16 protein-coding genes are annotated in these 16,610 nt (G+C 61.7%); 8 read left to right on the top strand and 8 right to left on the bottom strand.

Annotated elements, in window-relative coordinates; all coding sequences use genetic code 11:
• Positions 1 to 8: 8 nt before the first annotated feature.
• Together Q0908_RS06550 and Q0908_RS06555 are read left to right on the top strand one after the other, a co-directional pair.
• Complete coding sequence (locus Q0908_RS06550) at positions 9 to 1,481, top strand: ABC transporter permease (RefSeq protein WP_299282060.1); 1,473 nt, start codon at positions 9 to 11, stop codon at positions 1,479 to 1,481.
• A 97-nt stretch (positions 1,482 to 1,578) separates the two neighbouring features.
• On the top strand, positions 1,579 to 3,666 hold the full coding sequence (locus Q0908_RS06555; protein WP_299282062.1) for an ABC transporter ATP-binding protein: 2,088 nt from the start codon (positions 1,579 to 1,581) through the stop codon (positions 3,664 to 3,666).
• A gap of 13 nt (positions 3,667 to 3,679) precedes the next feature.
• On the opposite strand, the gene Q0908_RS06560 is transcribed toward Q0908_RS06555, so the two are convergent.
• The 3 genes from Q0908_RS06560 to Q0908_RS06570 all read right to left on the bottom strand — a co-directional run bounded on the left by Q0908_RS06560 (position 3,680) and on the right by Q0908_RS06570 (position 5,530).
• Entirely contained in the window at positions 3,680 to 4,108 is a 429-nt protein-coding gene (locus Q0908_RS06560; protein WP_299282064.1) for a hypothetical protein, read from the bottom strand.
• Between the two features lie 173 nt (positions 4,109 to 4,281).
• Positions 4,282 to 4,794: a hypothetical protein gene (locus Q0908_RS06565; RefSeq protein ID WP_299282066.1), complete on the bottom strand. Its 513-nt coding sequence runs from the start codon at positions 4,792 to 4,794 to the stop codon at positions 4,282 to 4,284.
• Positions 4,795 to 4,990: 196 nt separating this feature from the next.
• The gene (locus tag Q0908_RS06570) at positions 4,991 to 5,530 is read right to left on the bottom strand and encodes a lytic transglycosylase domain-containing protein (RefSeq protein ID WP_299282363.1); all 540 of its coding nucleotides are present in this window, start codon (positions 5,528 to 5,530) and stop codon (positions 4,991 to 4,993) included.
• A gap of 235 nt (positions 5,531 to 5,765) precedes the next feature.
• Here Q0908_RS06570 and ssb point away from each other — a divergent pair, with 235 nt between their 5' ends.
• Positions 5,766 to 6,281, top strand: a complete 516-nt coding sequence (ssb, locus tag Q0908_RS06575; RefSeq protein WP_299282068.1) for a single-stranded DNA-binding protein — start codon at positions 5,766 to 5,768, stop codon at positions 6,279 to 6,281.
• A gap of 9 nt (positions 6,282 to 6,290) precedes the next feature.
• Positions 6,291 to 6,602 (top strand): hypothetical protein, encoded by a 312-nt coding sequence (locus Q0908_RS06580; protein ID WP_299282069.1) that lies wholly within the window; start codon positions 6,291 to 6,293, stop codon positions 6,600 to 6,602.
• On the opposite strand, the gene aroB is transcribed toward Q0908_RS06580, so the two are convergent.
• On the bottom strand, positions 6,599 to 7,705 hold the full coding sequence (aroB, locus tag Q0908_RS06585; protein WP_299282071.1) for a 3-dehydroquinate synthase: 1,107 nt from the start codon (positions 7,703 to 7,705) through the stop codon (positions 6,599 to 6,601). The two genes, Q0908_RS06580 and aroB, sit on opposite strands and share 4 nt — an antisense overlap.
• Positions 7,698 to 8,285 (bottom strand): shikimate kinase, encoded by a 588-nt coding sequence (locus Q0908_RS06590; protein WP_299282073.1) that lies wholly within the window; start codon positions 8,283 to 8,285, stop codon positions 7,698 to 7,700. Before Q0908_RS06590 ends, aroB begins: the two co-directional genes overlap by 8 nt.
• Positions 8,286 to 8,377: 92 nt before the next feature.
• On the opposite strand from Q0908_RS06590, the gene Q0908_RS06595 reads away from it, so the two are divergent.
• From Q0908_RS06595 to Q0908_RS06605, 3 genes are read left to right on the top strand one after another with little or no spacing between them, the layout of a single operon-like run.
• Positions 8,378 to 8,527, top strand: a complete 150-nt coding sequence (locus Q0908_RS06595) for a hypothetical protein (RefSeq protein ID WP_299282075.1) — start codon at positions 8,378 to 8,380, stop codon at positions 8,525 to 8,527.
• Complete coding sequence (locus Q0908_RS06600; RefSeq protein ID WP_299282076.1) at positions 8,517 to 10,055, top strand: hypothetical protein; 1,539 nt, start codon at positions 8,517 to 8,519, stop codon at positions 10,053 to 10,055. The genes Q0908_RS06595 and Q0908_RS06600 overlap by 11 nt, the downstream gene beginning before the upstream one ends.
• Positions 10,052 to 11,014, top strand: coding sequence for a site-specific tyrosine recombinase XerD (locus Q0908_RS06605; RefSeq protein ID WP_299282077.1), 963 nt, complete (start codon positions 10,052 to 10,054; stop codon positions 11,012 to 11,014). Before Q0908_RS06600 ends, Q0908_RS06605 begins: the two co-directional genes overlap by 4 nt.
• On the opposite strand, the gene Q0908_RS06610 is transcribed toward Q0908_RS06605, so the two are convergent.
• Positions 10,954 to 11,760, bottom strand: a complete 807-nt coding sequence (locus Q0908_RS06610; protein WP_299282079.1) for a metallophosphoesterase family protein — start codon at positions 11,758 to 11,760, stop codon at positions 10,954 to 10,956. The two genes, Q0908_RS06605 and Q0908_RS06610, sit on opposite strands and share 61 nt — an antisense overlap.
• Positions 11,761 to 11,830: 70 nt before the next feature.
• On the opposite strand from Q0908_RS06610, the gene Q0908_RS06615 reads away from it, so the two are divergent.
• Positions 11,831 to 13,141, top strand: coding sequence for an HlyC/CorC family transporter (locus Q0908_RS06615; RefSeq protein ID WP_299282081.1), 1,311 nt, complete (start codon positions 11,831 to 11,833; stop codon positions 13,139 to 13,141).
• Positions 13,142 to 13,145: 4 nt separating this feature from the next.
• On the opposite strand, the gene Q0908_RS06620 is transcribed toward Q0908_RS06615, so the two are convergent.
• Positions 13,146 to 13,976: a LytTR family DNA-binding domain-containing protein gene (locus Q0908_RS06620; protein WP_299282082.1), complete on the bottom strand. Its 831-nt coding sequence runs from the start codon at positions 13,974 to 13,976 to the stop codon at positions 13,146 to 13,148.
• Positions 13,977 to 14,130: 154 nt separating this feature from the next.
• The gene (locus Q0908_RS06625) at positions 14,131 to 16,551 is read right to left on the bottom strand and encodes an FAD-dependent oxidoreductase (RefSeq protein ID WP_299282084.1); all 2,421 of its coding nucleotides are present in this window, start codon (positions 16,549 to 16,551) and stop codon (positions 14,131 to 14,133) included.
• Positions 16,552 to 16,610: the final 59 nt, after the last annotated feature.

Below are 16,610 nucleotides of genomic sequence, written 5' to 3' on the forward strand. Positions count from 1 at the left end.
CCAGAGACATGGAACCTTTGACATGGACCGGAACGCTTGGGCAATTTCTGGACCCCGTGCTGTATGTTCTGGTGGCGCTGTTTCTCGTCGTCGTGCTGGCGCAGATCGTTCTCAGCATCGCCACGGGCGGCGCGCGCGTCGTCACCAACCCAGATGGCACGCTGAGCACGGCCGGTGGCCCTTATGATCTGGCCGCAACCGCGACGCGCTGGACAGGCGCAGCCCTGCTCGCGCTGCTGGTGATCTATGTGCTTGCCGGTGCGGTTGGCGGCGCGGGACTGGGCGGGATCATCGGTGGGATGAGCCAGCAGTTGATCCCGGTCTGGATCGCGCTGGTGGTCACTTTTGTGGTGTCGATCCAGTTCAAGCGGCGCTTGGGCCTCTACGGCAAGCTCTTTGACTCGACCGTGGGCATGATCGGCTTTGCGCTGGTGATGTTCTGGGTGTTCGCAGGTGTGATGGCGGGCCTGTTCGACTGGATTTCGACCCATGACAGCCTGACGCAAGTATCGGGAATGAAGAACAAGGTGCCCGGCACGCCGCTGCGCGGTGCCGAAGACGGCCAATATGCCTGGTATCTTCTGGGCGGCGACAACCTCGCGCGCGACGTCTTCAGCCGCCTGTTCAAGGGGGCCTGGGTCGTGGTGCAGATCGCACCGCTGGCCACGCTGTTCGCCTTCATGGTCGGCATCACGCTTGGCCTGCCCGCAGGCTACTACGGAGGACGGCTGGATACGATCCTGTCGTTCCTGGCCAACCTGATCCTCGCCTTTCCGGTCATCCTGCTGTTTTACCTGCTGGTCACGCCCGAGATCGTGGCGACGGGCATTCCCAACTACATGGCGACGGTGCTGTTCATCTTTCCGCTGATCTTTGTCGCAGTGTTGCTGAACTCGCGCTATTACACGCAACCTTCGTTCCGCACGCCGCTGCTGATCGCGGTGCTGGGGGTTTTGGGCTGGATCTACCTGTCGTTGATTTCGACCAATGGGGCCATCGTGTCCACGGCGACCTACGCGATCCCCGGCCTGCCCGGCGCGGTGGATCTTTTTGACATCGATCCGGGCATTCTGGTCGTATTCGTGTCCGTCGTCTTTGTGAACGCGCCCACGGTCTTTCGGATCGTGCGGGGCCTCGCGCTCGACATCAAGACACGCGACTATGTGGCCGCCGCCCAGACACGTGGCGAGGGCCCGTGGTACATCATGCTGTGGGAGATCCTGCCCAACGCGCGCGGGCCGCTGATCGTCGATTTCTGTCTGCGTATCGGCTACACTACCATACTGCTCGGCACGCTCGGCTTTTTCGGCCTCGGCCTTGAAAGCGAAAGCCCGGATTGGGGGACGACCATCAACGCCGGTCGCCGCCTGCTGTCGGTCTATCCGCATGTCGCGATTGCGCCGGCCCTTGCGCTGCTGACGCTGGTGCTGGGGTTGAACCTGCTGGCGGACGGCTTGCGCGAAGAGAGTCTGAAAGACTGATTTCAAGTGTGGGACCGGGGGCCAGCCCCCGGACCCCCGCGATATTTTAGGTCAAAAGAGGCAGGGCACCTGCGCATTGACCGAGGAGACGAACACGATGGCGAAACTGGATCATGATGGCCCGATCCTCGAGATCGACAAGCTGAGCATTTCATTCTTCACGCGACTGCGCGAAATTCCTGCCGTGATGGATTTTTCGGTGACCGTGCAACCCGGCGAGGCTGTCGGTCTTGTAGGGGAATCGGGCTGCGGCAAATCCACTGTGGCCCTCGGGGTCATGCAGGATCTGGGCAAGAACGGGCGCATCGTCGGCGGCTCGATCAAGTTCAAGGGCCGCGACCTGCAAGAGATGAGCGCCGAGGAGCTGCGCGACATCCGCGGCTCGGAAATCGCGATGATCTATCAGGAGCCGATGGCATCGCTGAACCCGGCCATGAAGATCGGCAAGCAGTTGATGGAAGTGCCGATGATCCATCAGGGCATGTCCGAAAAAGACGCCTACGAGCGCGCCTTGCAGGTGGTCACGGATGTGAAGCTGCCCGACCCCAAGCGTATACTGAATTCCTTTCCCCACCAGCTTTCGGGCGGCCAGCAGCAGCGCATCGTGATCGCGATGGCGCTGATGTCCGAACCCTCGCTGTTGATCCTCGATGAACCGACCACGGCGCTTGATGTGACTGTCGAAGCGGCGGTGGTCGAACTGGTCAAGGACTTGGGCAAGAAATACGGCACCTCCATGCTGTTCATCAGCCACAACCTCGGTCTGGTGCTGGAAACCTGCGACCGTATCTGCGTGATGTATTCCGGCGAAGCGGTGGAGCGCGGCAGCATTGAACAGGTGTTTGACGAGATGCAGCACCCCTATACGCAGGCGCTGTTCCGCTCGATCCCCCTGCCCGGTGCGGACAAGAACGCGCGTCCTCTTGTGGCGATCCCCGGCAACTTCCCCCTGCCCCATGAACGCCCACCCGGCTGCAATTTCGGCCCGCGCTGTGACTATTTCGAGGCTGGGCGGTGTGACGTCAAACAGGCGATCCCGATGCGCCCCGCGAACCCCGATGGCAGCCACGAAACCCGCTGCGTCAAATTCGAGGAAATCGACTGGAACGCGCCGATGGAGCTGGCCGAGGTCAAGCAGAAGGGCGAGATCGGCGATGTCGTCCTGAAGATGGACAACCTCAAGAAATATTACGAGGTCGCGGCCTCTGCCCTGTTCTCGTCCGGTGAAAAGAAGGTGGTGAAGGCCAACGAGACGCTGAGCTTCGAGGCGCGCGAATCCGAAACCCTCGCCATCGTGGGCGAGTCGGGCTGCGGCAAATCCACATTCGCGAAGGTGCTGATGGGGCTCGAGACGGCGACCGAGGGCACTATCACCCTTGGCAACAAGGCCATTCAGGACATTCCCATCGAAGAGCGTGACACCCAGACCGTTGCGGACGTGCAGATGGTGTTCCAGAACCCGTTCGACACACTCAATCCGTCCATGACGGTGGGCCGCCAGATCATCCGCGCGCTCGAGATTTTCAAAGTCGGCAAGAACGAGGCCGAGCGGCATCAGCGTATGCTCGAACTGTTGGACCTTGTGAAGCTGCCGCGCGCCTTTGCAACGCGCATGCCGCGCCAGTTGTCAGGTGGTCAGAAGCAGCGGGTCGGGATCGCCCGCGCCTTTGCTGGGGATGCGCGCATCGTGGTGGCGGACGAACCCGTCTCGGCCCTTGATGTGTCTGTGCAGGCCGCCGTCACCGACCTTTTGATGGAAATCCAGCGCGAGCACAAAACGACCCTGCTGTTTATCAGCCACGACCTGTCGATCGTGCGCTACCTCAGCGACCGGGTGATGGTCATGTATCTCGGCCATGTGGTCGAACTCGGGAGCACCGATCAGGTGTTCTCGCCCCCCTATCATCCCTATACCGAGGCGCTGCTGTCGGCCGTGCCCATCGCCGACACCAAGGTCGAGAAAAAGCATATCGTGCTCGAAGGTGACATTCCGTCGGCGATGAACCCGCCGCCGGGCTGTCCGTTCCAGACCCGGTGCCGTTGGAAGTCTGAAGTGCCGGGCGGCCTGTGTGAAAAAGAGGTGCCGCCCGTGCGTCACCTCGCCGAAGGGCATCAGGTGAAATGCCATCTGGCCGACGACATCCTTGCCCGGATGGAGCCGGTCATCAAAATCGCTGCAGAATAAGGGGGCGGGCCGACTACCCGACAGCCGTCAGGGTCGCGGCGTAAATCTGTATGTCCGACCAGTTGGAGGCCAGCACCCCGGCAAAGTAGCCAAGCCAGAACTGCGACACCCGCGGGCTTCCGCAAATCTGGCCAAGCAGGAAACCGATGGGGCCAACAGCCACACCTGCCAGCAGCCCCATCATGGTGCGATCCGCCATGACCAGCTCGTAAAGCGTTTCCATATCCATGGAGAGCAAGGTCGACAGACCGAATTGCTGGGCAAAGATCAACCCGGCCAGCCCACCCAACAGCCCGCCCGCGACCAGTAGTTCACCGTAAATGCGGCGCAACACCTTTCGGGACTGAATGAGGTTCTGCGCCCGGTACCCGGCAGACGCACCAAACGTGGTGTGGTTCTCGATGCGCGCGACGCGATCAGAAAACGAGCTTTGAGCCTTCATCTGGCGTCCTTTCGTGCTGCCACCGCAGCGTCAGACCCGGAGGCGGACACGCTACGCGTCAGGTCGTATCCTGCAATCAGGGCGGGAGTGTGACAGAACACGAACAAAAACGCGCCACATCCGAGATGCGGCGCGCTTGGGTATCGCGGTGATCATGCAGGTGTCTGCGATGATTAGTTATATGGTGTGACTTCGATCTCTTCGGGCAGCAGTTTGACCACTTGATCAGCGGCACCTGCCATCAGCACGCGGTAAAAGTCGGGTGCCGTCGCATCAACCACCTTGAATCCGGCGGGCACGGGGACACTGACCTCGGTCGCGCTCACACGGGCGGGATAGATTTCGGACGGAAACGCATTGTCGGGATGCGAATACATCACGGTGATCTGCATCTCGTTGAACTCGGTGCTGTCGGGCGCGATCGTGTCACCATCCAGCAGCAACTCGATCACCTGCACTTCGATCTGCGCGTCTTTCTCCATGCCGGTCATCGGCAGGCGCGCTTCGATTGCGTTTTCCAGATCTTCGGTGATGTTGGGAAAGAACAGGAACGAGGCAGCACCCTCGATCCCCGCTGTACGGCTTTCGACGGTCACGTCACCCAATGGAGTTGCAGCCTGTGCGGCGCTCAGGGATGTGGCGCTCAGCAATGCGGCGATAGCGGTCTTCTTCATGAACTGTGTCATCTGTGTCTTTCCTTTTCTTTTTGTCGTCGCTGCAGAAATGCCTATAGGGACATGTCGCGGTGCAGCGTCTTCATCGAGAGAACAAGACAGGGGTTTAATAAGTTCCGACAAGGCACATGCGCCAGCGTATTGCAGCGCAAGCGCGTGTGGACTATCCGCAGAATAGCGAAAGCAATTCAGCACCTTAGCGCAAGCACTAGCTGCCCCAGATAATTTTCACGTAATTGCGGGTTTCTTTGAAGGGCGGCACGCCGTTGTACTTTTTCACAGCCCCCGGACCAGCGTTATAGGCGGCCAATGCCAGCCGCCAGCTGCCAAACTCGGCATATTGCTGCTTGAGGTACCGCGCGCCCCCGTCAAGGTTTTCGGCAGGCACCTTGGGGTCCACACCCAGCCCACGGGCTGTTGCGGGCATCAACTGCGCCAGACCATAGGCACCCTTGTGCGAGCGGGCCTTGGCGTTCCAGCCCGATTCTTGTTGGACAAGGCGCAGGAACAGGTCTTCGGGCACGCCGTGGCGTCGGGCGGCATCCTTGGCCAAAGCCAGAAACGGACCGCGATATTTGCCTTTGTATTCAGGGCTCGACCCTGTGGTGTCCCACTTGGTCGGCGTCACCACCTTGGGCGGCTGCAAACGCACCGAATTGGAATACTGTTTGGCGGCGCGACTATCGAGAACTTTGGTCTGCGATTTGAACAGCTTAGTGCGGTTGCGGCTCGACAAAGTCTGCGCCATCCCAGCTTCGGCCACCAGCGCCAAGATAATGGCTCCTGCCCATACGCCCCGCATCTTGCCCTGCACCCCAGTCCATGCCTCGAATTGTTCTTGGCGCACTATATACGGTTTTTTGGCCATTGTGCCAGTCACGAAGACGAAATGGCGTTTAAGCCGCCGTTAACCATGTGTAGTCTAGCCAAAAGCACACTGCGGCGCCCGGAATCGGCGCGCCCGTCAAGCCAAGGGGAAGAATATGGCAGGGTCCGTTAACAAAGTCATTCTGATCGGCAATCTGGGGCGCGACCCGGAGGTGCGCACGTTCCAGAATGGCGGCAAAGTCTGCAACCTGCGCATCGCCACGTCCGAGACGTGGAAGGATCGCAACACCGGCGAGCGCAAGGAAAAGACCGAGTGGCACTCCGTCGCGATTTTTCAGGAAGGGCTGGTGCGCATCGCCGAACAGTATCTTCGCAAAGGCTCCAAGGTCTACATTGAAGGGCAGTTGCAAACCCGCAAATGGCAGGACCAATCGGGTCAGGACAAATACAGCACCGAAGTTGTCTTGCAGGGCTATGGCGGCACGCTCACGATGCTGGATGGTCGCGACGGCGGCGGCGGCGCTGGCGGCAACTATGGCGGTGGCGGCGGTGGTGGCCAGATGGGCTATGACGATCGCGACAGCGGCTATGGCGGCAGCAGCAGCGGTGGCGGTGGTGGTGGCAATGCCCCAGGCCCAAGCCGTGATCTCGACGACGAGATCCCGTTCTGAGCCCTTTCCATGGGTCCTGAACTGCGGATCATTCTGTTTCTGATCGCGGCATTCGGCTTTGCCTATGTCGCGGTCTATCCGCGACTGGGCGTGCAACGACTTGGTGCGTTGCTGGCCTATGATGCGGTGATATCGGCGGTGGTCTTCCTGTGCATCGCCGTTGCCTATGCAGGACAGGGTCTGTCGTTTGTGATGCTCGGGCTGCCGCTGCCCTGGTGGGCATTTACCGTCCTTGCCGGGGTTGTGATCGAGACTCCGTTCTACTTCTGGTTCTGTACCCGTCATGGCATCGACCCATGGGGCCAGGATATCGACGACTAGGCCAGTGCGTCGCTCAGCACGCCCAAGACCACCTCTCGCGGCACGTCAGAGGTGACAAAAGCCGACCCGATCCCGCGCACCAGCACAAAGTTCAGCGTGCCTGCCACCACCTTTTTGTCCTGCCCCATCAACTCCAGCAGCGCAGCCGCATCCGGCAACTCACCGGGGATATCGGCCAGATCCGTCTTCATGCCCATGGCTTTGATATGGGCGCGCACCCGGCTTGGGTCTTCCTGACTGCACAAGCCAAGGCGAGCCGACAGCTCGAAGGCCAACGCGCAGCCCACAGCCACCCCTTCGCCGTGCAACAGGCGATCCGAATAGCCCGTGGCCGCCTCAAGCGCGTGGCAGAAGGTGTGACCCAGGTTGAGCAAGGCGCGGTCTCCCTGCTCGGTCTCATCCCGGGTCACGATATCGGCCTTCATCTGAACCGAGCGTCTTACCGCCTCGACCCGCAGCACCATATCACCTTGGGCCATCGCGGGTGCGTTTTCGTCAAGCCAGTCGAAGAACGCCGCATCCCCAAGCAGGCCATATTTCACAACCTCCCCGTACCCGGCCAGAAAATCGCGCGCCGTCAACGTGTCGAGCACGTCAGTATCCGCCAGCACGAGGCTGGGTTGATGAAACGCCCCGGCCAGGTTCTTGCCCTGGGCCGTGTTGATCCCCGTCTTGCCCCCGACCGAACTGTCAACCTGCGCCAGCAGTGACGTCGGGACCTGAACGAACCGCACACCGCGCCGCAGGATCGCGCAGGCAAACCCCACCAGATCGCCGATCACACCGCCCCCGAGGGCGATGACCATATCCTGCCGCTCGACCTTTTGATCAAGCAGCCACTCGGTCACCTGCCCCAGATGCGCCCAGCTTTTGGTGGCCTCCCCGGGGGGCAGTTCTAGGGACACAAGGTCGATGCCCGCCTGCGCCAGACCAGCGCGCAACCCTTCAAGATGCAGGGCCGCGACGCGTGTTTCGGTGACCACGGCCACGCGGGGCCGCTTGAGAAACGGCGCGATCAGTGTGCCGGACTCGGCCAGCAAACCGGGGCCGATCAGCACGTCATAGGCCCGCGTGCCCAAAGGCACATGAACAGTTTCACGCATGTTTCTGCTCCAACACATCCGGGCGTTCGGCCAGCAAGGCCGCGATCACGCGGTCCACCATTTCCTCGATCGACAGGTCTGGAAGCGACTTTACCGTCACATCCGCCTGCGCATAAAGCGGAACGCGTGTGTCATAAATCTTGGCCAGGGTCGCGCGCGGATCAGCGGTGCGCAGCAGGGGCCGCGTGTCCTTGTGGCGCACGCGTTGCCACAAAAGGCTGAGGTCCGCATCCAGCCAGACAGAGACACCGCGCGCCGTGATATTGGCGCGGTTCACCTCGGCCAGAAACGCGCCCCCGCCCGTGGACAGCACGCCCCGCGCCTCATCCAGCAAACGGGATATGACTTGGGTTTCCTTGGTGCGAAAGAACGGCTCACCATCGCGTTCAAAAATTTCGGGCACCGTCATGTTTGCTGCCGCCTCGATCTCGGCGTCGCTATCGAGAAACGCCACGCCAAGCCGCAGCGCAAGGGCGCGCCCCACGGCCGTTTTGCCCGCGCCCATCATGCCGACCATCACGATGGTCTTTTTCAGCCTGTAGCGTCCTGCGGAAAGATGATTTTGCTGATTTTCGCTCATTATGCCGTATGTGACGTGATTTTAGGAAAAAGGCCATATATGCTTTGGGCAAAACCAAGAAACCATTGGCAAATTACCGGGGCAGTTAAATTATGGGCCGACTTTTCAAGCTGCTGATCTTCTTATTGATCATCGGGTTCATCGGTCTTGTGTGCTATGCCTATGTCGGTGAGTATTTTGGCGCGAATTTCTCTCCTGAGCAGACCGAAATCCGGCTGCCTGTGACGCTTGATGCGGAGTAGGTTTACCCTTGCCTGTCTGGCCGCTTTGATGGGTCCGGCAACTCTGGTGGCCCAGACCCCCGTCGAGGCCCCGCTGAGCGTGATTGACTGGCTCGACAGCCAAGCCGCGACGCCCGCAGCCCTGCCACAACCGACCGAGCCTGACGTGACCTCGACCGCGACCGTGCCGCAGGTGTCCGTCGCGCCGCTGGATGGGGCGGCCCCCAGACGGGTTGGTCTAGCCCCTGCCAACGTGACAGGCCTGCCCGATACGCTGTGGTCCGGCAGTGACGGCACCGATCTTGCCCGCACCATCGCGATCATGCCGGATTTGCGCCAGCCAGCCCTTCAGTCGCTGTTCTACACCCTTCTTTTGGCCGAATCTCTGCCCCCGGCCCAGAATGCGACGGCCTTTGATCTGGCCCGCATTGACGCCCTCTATGCACTCGGCGCGCTCGACCCGGCCATGGCCCTGTTGCAGCAGGCGGGCCCGGATGCCAGCGCAGCACATATGGCGCGCTATATGGATATGGCGCTGCTGACCGGGTCCGAGGCGGCGGCCTGCGCGACCTTGCGCGCCCAACCGCACCTGTCCCCCGGCCCTGCGCATGAGGTGTTTTGCGCCGCCCGCGCGGGCGATTGGGACACGGCCGTGCTGATCCTCGGGACCGGCCGCGCCCTTGGGTTGATGGATGAAACGACCGTGGCGGCCCTCGAGAGGTTCCTTGATCCGGACCTGTTTGAAGACGCAGCCCCCCTGCCCGTTCCCACCACGCCGGACACGTTGATGTTCCGCGTATTTCAGGCCATTGGCACGCCGATCCCGACGCGCGGCTGGCCGGTCGTCTATGCCAATGCCGATCTGGCTAACACCGTCGGCTGGAAGGCCCGGATCGAGGCCGGCGAGCGGCTCGCGCGCACCGGCGCTGTGGCGGACAACCGTCTGCTCGGGCTTTACACCCACCGCCAGCCCGCTGCATCGGGGGGCGTATGGGATCGCGTTTCGGCCCTGCAGCGGGTCGAGACTGCCCTTGGGCAGCGCAGCGTGAACGCGGTGGCCAAGACGCTGCCGGGGGCGTGGCGCGCGATGCGCTCGGCACGACTGACAGCCCCGTTTGCCAGCCTCTTTGCCAATGATCTTGCCGCGCTCACACTGAGTGGGCCAAGCGCTGACATCGCCTTTGAGGTGCTGTTGTTATCGCCGCAATACGAGACCGCCGCGCAGATCTTTCCGCAACGCGCGCTGGATCGGCCCGTGCTGGCTGCAGTCGCCTCGGGAACAGTGCCCGCGGACCTGACAGGCGACGGCGCTCAAGGAGCCATTTTGGCCGCCTTCGGCGATGCGGCCCCAGACGCTGGCATCATCGCCTCTGCCCAAGATGGTGATCTGGGCCACGCCATCCTGCGTACCCTTGCCCTAACCCATGCGGGCGGCGCGGGCGATGTGGCGCAACTGCGCACCGGCCTTGCCACCTTGCGCGCCTTGGGGCTCGAAGACGTGGCACGCCGCGCCGCCTTGCAGGTTCTGCTGCTTGAGGAGCCGGTGTGACGGCGCATTGGATATCGACCTTCCTTGAGGCGCAGGCCGCCGAATTGGGGGCCGCGCGCAATACGTTATTGGCCTATGGGCGCGACTTGAAGGATGTAGAGGCCTGGCTGGTGCGTCAGGGAAGCGATTTCGCAATCGCCACCCAAAGCGATTTTGAAAGCTACCTGATCTATTGCGATACCCAGGGACTTGCCAAGGCGACCCGCGCCCGCCGCCTCTCGGCCATCAAACAACTGTTTCGCTTTGCCTTTGATGAAGGCTGGCGTGCGGACAATCCTGCAATACAGATCACCAGCCCCGGACAGGACAAGCGCCTGCCCAAGACGCTGGACGAGGCGGAGGTGGACAAGCTGCTTGAGGCCGCCCGCAGCTTTGGCCGCAATCCCCATGACAGGCTGCGCGACACCTGCCTTATGGAACTTCTTTATGCCACGGGCATGCGCGTCAGCGAACTGGTGGGCCTGCCTGTTTCGGCGGCGCGGGGCGATCCGGAGATGTTGCTGATTCTGGGCAAGGGTGGCAAGGAACGGCTGGTGCCTCTTTCTCCGCCGTCTCGGGAGGCGCTGAGCGCGTGGATCACGGCACGTGATGAAACGCAGGAGGTCGCCAGAGGCAAAGGCAGCCCGCCATCGCGGTTCCTGTTCCCGTCGCGCGGAGTCTCGGGGCATCTGACACGCCACTGGTTTTACAGCCGGATCAAGGGGTTGGCCGCCTATGGTCTGGTCCCGCCCGACAAGGTCACACCCCACACGCTGCGCCACGCCTTTGCCACCCATCTGTTGGCAGGCGGCGCGGATTTACGCGCGATCCAGACGATGCTGGGCCACGCTGACGTGGCCACGACCGAGATCTACACCCATGTGGTGGACGAACGCCTGACCCAGCTTGTGCTGGATCATCACCCTTTGGCCAAAGGGACACGTAAATCAGGGGGCAACACGTCTTCGGACGGCCAATAGCCGGTTTCGAGGGTCGTGTGATAGCCTTGGGTCAACCCTGCGGACCGCATGTCAGCTGCCGCCCCTGCCACATCATAAGGCAGCACGTGAAAGGTCGCCCGACCCTGATCCAGCACCGCAAATTGCGTCGCCGCGCACCCGTTATGCGGCGGCATCCCGATCACCCCTGCATTGATCCAGCGCCCACGCCGCAAGGGGCGGTCAAACGCGATCCCGCTATGCCCTGCGAGGATGTGATCGACAGGGCCGATCTGCGCCTCAAGCGCATCCCACTCGTCCTCGAGGTTTGATGCCGGAGAACTCGACCACAAGAAGCGCGCCACATCGCGCACCCCGCCATGGATAACGCCGTAGCGGGCGCTTTGGTGATGGAACGTCACCACATCCGGCAGGTGGGCCATCCAGTCCCGATCCGACTTGCTCACCTGCGCGCGGGCAAAACCGTACCAGCCAACCGACAGCATGTCGCAGGTCGTGCCCGCCTCGAACCCGCAACCGCAATCGGGCGCATCAGAAGCCAATTGCACCTCGCAATTGCCCGAGACCACCGCGCAACCCGACGCGCGGATCGCCGCAATCGTCTCGACCGGGCGGGCGCAATAGGCGGCCACATCGCCCGTACAGATCGGCGTAGCCCGGCGCGCACGGACCTCGGCCAGCACCGCTTGGGTGGCCTGAAGGTTGGAATACGGACCGCCAAAGATCAGCACAGGGCCATCCAAAACGCCCAGATCTGCGTGCCGCATTGCCTCACCTCCCTTGATTGCGCGCGTCCTCACCCCCATAACCCAAGTCAGATCAAAGGATAAATCACGAATGGACGACCCCTCTACCGCGCTTGACGCAGCCTTCTGGATCACCTGCGGCGTGATCTTGATGCTGCTTTTCATGTCGGGCTTTTTCTCGGGTTCCGAAACGGCCCTGACGGCAGCCTCGCGCGGGAAACTGCGTGTCCGCGCGGACAAGGGATCGCGCGGTGCCCAACGCGCGCTCCACATCACCGAAGACAACGAGCGGCTGATCGGCTCGGTCCTGCTTGGCAACAACCTCGTGAACATTCTGGCCACGGCGCTGGCCACCACCGTTTTTACCCGCGCCTTTGGCGAAAGCGGCGTGGCGATGGCGACGCTGGTCATGACCCTGCTGGTGCTGATCTTTGCCGAGGTGCTGCCCAAGACCTATGCCATCACAAATTCCGAAACAGCCGCCGCCCTCGTGTCGCGCCCCATTTCAATCGTGGTGCTGCTGTTTTCGCCCATCGTGTCCGCAGTGCGCCTGCTGGTGCGGGGCATCCTGCGCCTGTTCGGTGTGCAGATCGATCCCGACAGCCACATCATGGCCGTGCGCGAGGAAATCGCGGGGGCGCTCAATCTGGGCCATTCCGAAGGGGTTGTCGAAAAGGAAGACCGCGACCGCATCTTGGGCGCGCTCGACCTCGGCGACCGGACCGTGGAAGAGATCATGTTGCACCGTTCCGGCATCGAGATGATCAATGCCGATGACGATCCGCAAGACATCCTCGAACAGTGCCTGAAATCGAGCCACACCCGCCTGCCCCTGTTCCGTGATGAACAGGAAAACATCACCGGCGTGATCCACGCCAAGGACCTGCTGCGCGCGATGTATCAAAAGATCGGCGGACCGGAAGGCGATGCGGGCGCGCTCAAGGCGTTTGACATCTCGCAAGTCGCCATGCCCCCCTATTTCGTGCCCGAAACCACAACGCTTGATCACCAGATGCGGCAATTTCTGCGGATGCGCACCCATTTTGCGCTGGTGGTGGACGAATACGGCTCGTTGCAAGGGCTGATCACGCTTGAGGATATTCTGGAAGAGATCGTCGGCGAGATCACGGACGAATTCGACCCCGATGGCGATCACGCGATCAACCGGGGCGAGGACGGGCACTATATGGTCGACGGGGCCATGACGATCCGCGACCTCAACCGCGCGACCGATTGGAACCTGCCCGATGAAGAGGCCAACACCGTGGCCGGCCTTGTCATTCACGAGGCGCAAACCATCCCGACCCTGGGCCAAGTGTTCAGCTTTCACGGCTTCCGGTTCGAGGTGAAGGCGCGTGACGGCAATCGAATCACGGCCTTGCGGATCAAAGAGCTGGAGTGACCGCCTAGGCCAATTCTTCGGAGCTGGTTTGGCCTGCGAGCCAAAGGCGCACATCCTCTAGCCGTCCCCGCGCCACGGGCACGATTTCCCCGTCGCGCAGACGCAATTTGCTGCCGGTCAGATCAAGTGCGCTGTCGCTGGCAACCCAATGTGAGCGGTGGGTCTGAATGCCGTCGCCCGGCCCGACCTGCTCCAGAAAGGTGACCATGCGTTCGCGGATCACCTCTTTGCCATCGGCGCAGTAGACCTCGAGATAGTGTTCGGCCCCTTTGACACGTCTGATCCGTGCCAAAACAAAGCGCCGACCCGCCAGTGTCACGCTGCGCGCCGTATTTTGATCGGCGCGTTGTGCCCGTTGTGCAGGCAGCAACCACAGCAACGCAACCGTTTCAAACACATGCGCCACGAACACATTCCGCAGGTTCATCTGCCAGGTCATGCTGTAAAATGCCGGGCGGCCGGGCTCGAACATCACGGTCAGGAGGGCCGAGGTCAGGTAGGTCGCCGCCAGAACCAATGGTGTCGACAGCAAGATCAACGGGATCGGCCCGCCAATCGTGCGGTCCCAGATCCATTGCGCAACCAGGGAATAGGAGGTCGACGTCACCAGATAGAAAGCCAGCGCGATGCACCAAAACGCCAGCCGCAACCCGAAACTGTCAAATTGGGGCAATGTCACCGGGTGGCCAGTGGTCATGATCATGAAGCCGACGCAGATCAGAACCCAGAGTTGCCATGACGTATATAGCTCATGCATTTCACGTATCGTGAAATGTGCCACGCTGCCATTGGAGACATAAACGTGCACTTCGCGGCAATCATCCGTTCGCAACATGCAGGGTCTCTAGCATGTGACGCTAAATAGAGTAAATGTGTCAATATGGCCTGACGGGGGTGCGGTGCGACGACCGACGTGATGTCAGTAAACAGGCCTGTGTCCAAAGTGCCGTCACGCCAAGCCGCACCCCGTTTTTTTCAACTTGCAGCCCTTAGGCGCGCAACCGCGCACCCGCCGGATCAAAGGGCGGAGCGTCAAGTATAGTTGCCTTATGGGGCTGTCCCAGCACCATCACCTCGACCTGATCGCCCGCTTTTGGCCCGGACACAAATCCCAGGGCGAGGCTTTGATTCACGCTGTAGCCGTAGGCCCCGGATGTGACCCGACCCACCCCCTTGCCCTCAAAAAAGATTGGCTCGCCACCCGTGGCATCCGCACCAGAGGCGGCGGTATCCGCATCATCCAATTGCAAAACCACCAGCGATTCGCGTGCAGGTTGCTGCATCACGTCGCGCACGGCCTCCTTGTTCAGAAAGTCCTTGTCCATCTTGATCAGCCGATCCAGACCAACCTCTTGGGGCCAATATTCGGGGCTGTATTCCCGGCTCCATGATCCATAACCCTTCTCGATGCGCAGGCTCATCAACGCGCGGCTGCCCACGGGGCCGATACCCATGTCGCGCCCCGCTTCGATCAGTGCCTCGTAAAGCCGATGTTGATCGGCTTGCGCGCAGTGCAGTTCCCATCCCAGATCGCCCGTGAACGACACGCGCAGAGCCAGTGCCTTGACCCCGGCAAGCTCGATCATGGCGGAGCGCATGAAGGGGAAATCGGTCGTTGCCAGCGAGGCATTGGTCATGCGCTGCAACAGATCACGGGCCAGCGGTCCGGCGACGTTAAAACCGCACATCGCGTCCGTATGAGAGATGAATATGGTGCCGTCCGGCAAGGGCACCTGTTTGAAGAACCGCTGGTGATAGCGTTCCGCCATGCCCGACCCGATGATCCAGAAGGTGTCGTCGGCGATGCGGGTCACAGTGAAATCGCCCGCAATGCCACCGCGTTTGCTGATCAAGGGCGTGAGGCAGGACCGCCCGACTGCCTTTGGCATGCGATTGGCGAAAACCGCGTTCAGCCAGTCCTCGGCCCCCGGCCCTGTACATTCGTATTTCGCGAAGTTCGAGATATCGATGATCCCGCCGCGCTCGCGCAGCATCCGGCATTCCGCGCCCACCGGCCCCCACCAGTTCTGGCGGGTGAACCCGTCGGTGTCCTCAACGCCGGGTGCATCCGCAAACCATAAGGGGTGTTCCCACCCATAGTTCAGCCCCATGACCGCACCCATATCGCGCTGCATTTCGTAGATGGGGCGCGTGCGCACGGGGCGCCCTGCACTGCGTTCCTCGTTTGGAAAGTGGATCTTGAAGCGGTTGGCATATTGATCGCCCACGCGGGCCTTGGTGAACGCCTTGCCCGCCCATGACCCAAAGCGCGCCATATCCCAAGCGAACATGTCGTATTTCGTCTCGCCCTCAATGATCCACTGCGCCGCAAGCAAGCCCATGCCGCCTGATTGGGAAAAGCCGGGAATGATCCCGTTGCAGCAGAAATAACCCGTCAGTTCCGGCACGGGGCCAAAGAGGACATTGGAATCGGGCGACCAGATCATCGGCCCGTTGATCACCCGTTTGATGCCTGCCGTACCGACCACAGGCACCCGGTCGATAGCGCGCATCATGTTGTCCTCGATGCGCTCCAGATCATCGGCGAACAGCTCATGCCCAAAGCCCTGCGGCGTGCCGTTCTCGGCCCAGAACCGATAGTCTTTCTCATAGGCCCCGACGAGCAGGCCCCGCCCTTCTTGGCGCAGGTAGTATTCTCCGTCACGATCCGCCACGGATGGCAGGCGACGGTCCATTCCCGCGATCTCGGGGATCGTCTCGGTCACGAAATACTGGTGCTCGGTCGGCTGCAACGGCAGCGTGATCCCGGCCAGTGCCGCCACCTCACGCCCCCACAGCCCGGCGGCATTCACCACCCAAGGCGTTGCGATATCACCCTTTTCGGTGCGCACGATCCATGTCCCATCAGGCTGCTGTTCGGTGCCCGTGACCGGGCAGAACCGCACAATCTCGGCCCCGTTCTGGCGCGCTCCGGTGGCATAGGCGTTGGTCACACCCGACGGGTCCACATTGCCGCCTTCGGGTTCCCACATGATGCAGCGGATGCCGTCATAATCGACCAGCGGGTGCAGGCGCTCCGCCTCGGCGCGGTCCACCTCGTGAAAATTCATGCCATAGAGTTTCGCCTTGGCCGCTTGCAGGCGCAGTTGATGCGCGCGCGCTTCGGTCTGCGCGAGATAGAGCGAGCCGGGCTGGAACACGCCGCAGCCCTGCCCGGTTTCCTGTTCAAGCTCTTTGTAAAGGCCCATGGTATAGTGCTGAATACGGCTGATGTTGGTGCTGTCATGCAGCCCGTGAATGTTGGCCGCCGCATGCCATGTGGAGCCTGAGGTCAACTCATCCCGTTCCAGCAGGATCACGTCCGTCCAGCCCAGTTTGGTCAGGTGATAGAGAATCGAACAGCCGATAACGCCGCCGCCGATCACGACAGCCTGTGCGTGGGTTTTCATGGGTCTCGTGCCTTTGGTCTCGTTTGCACCACCCACCTTGTGACTTCCGCCGCCGCGCG

Source organism: uncultured Tateyamaria sp. (assembly GCF_947494755.1).
GTDB lineage: Bacteria > Pseudomonadota > Alphaproteobacteria > Rhodobacterales > Rhodobacteraceae > Tateyamaria.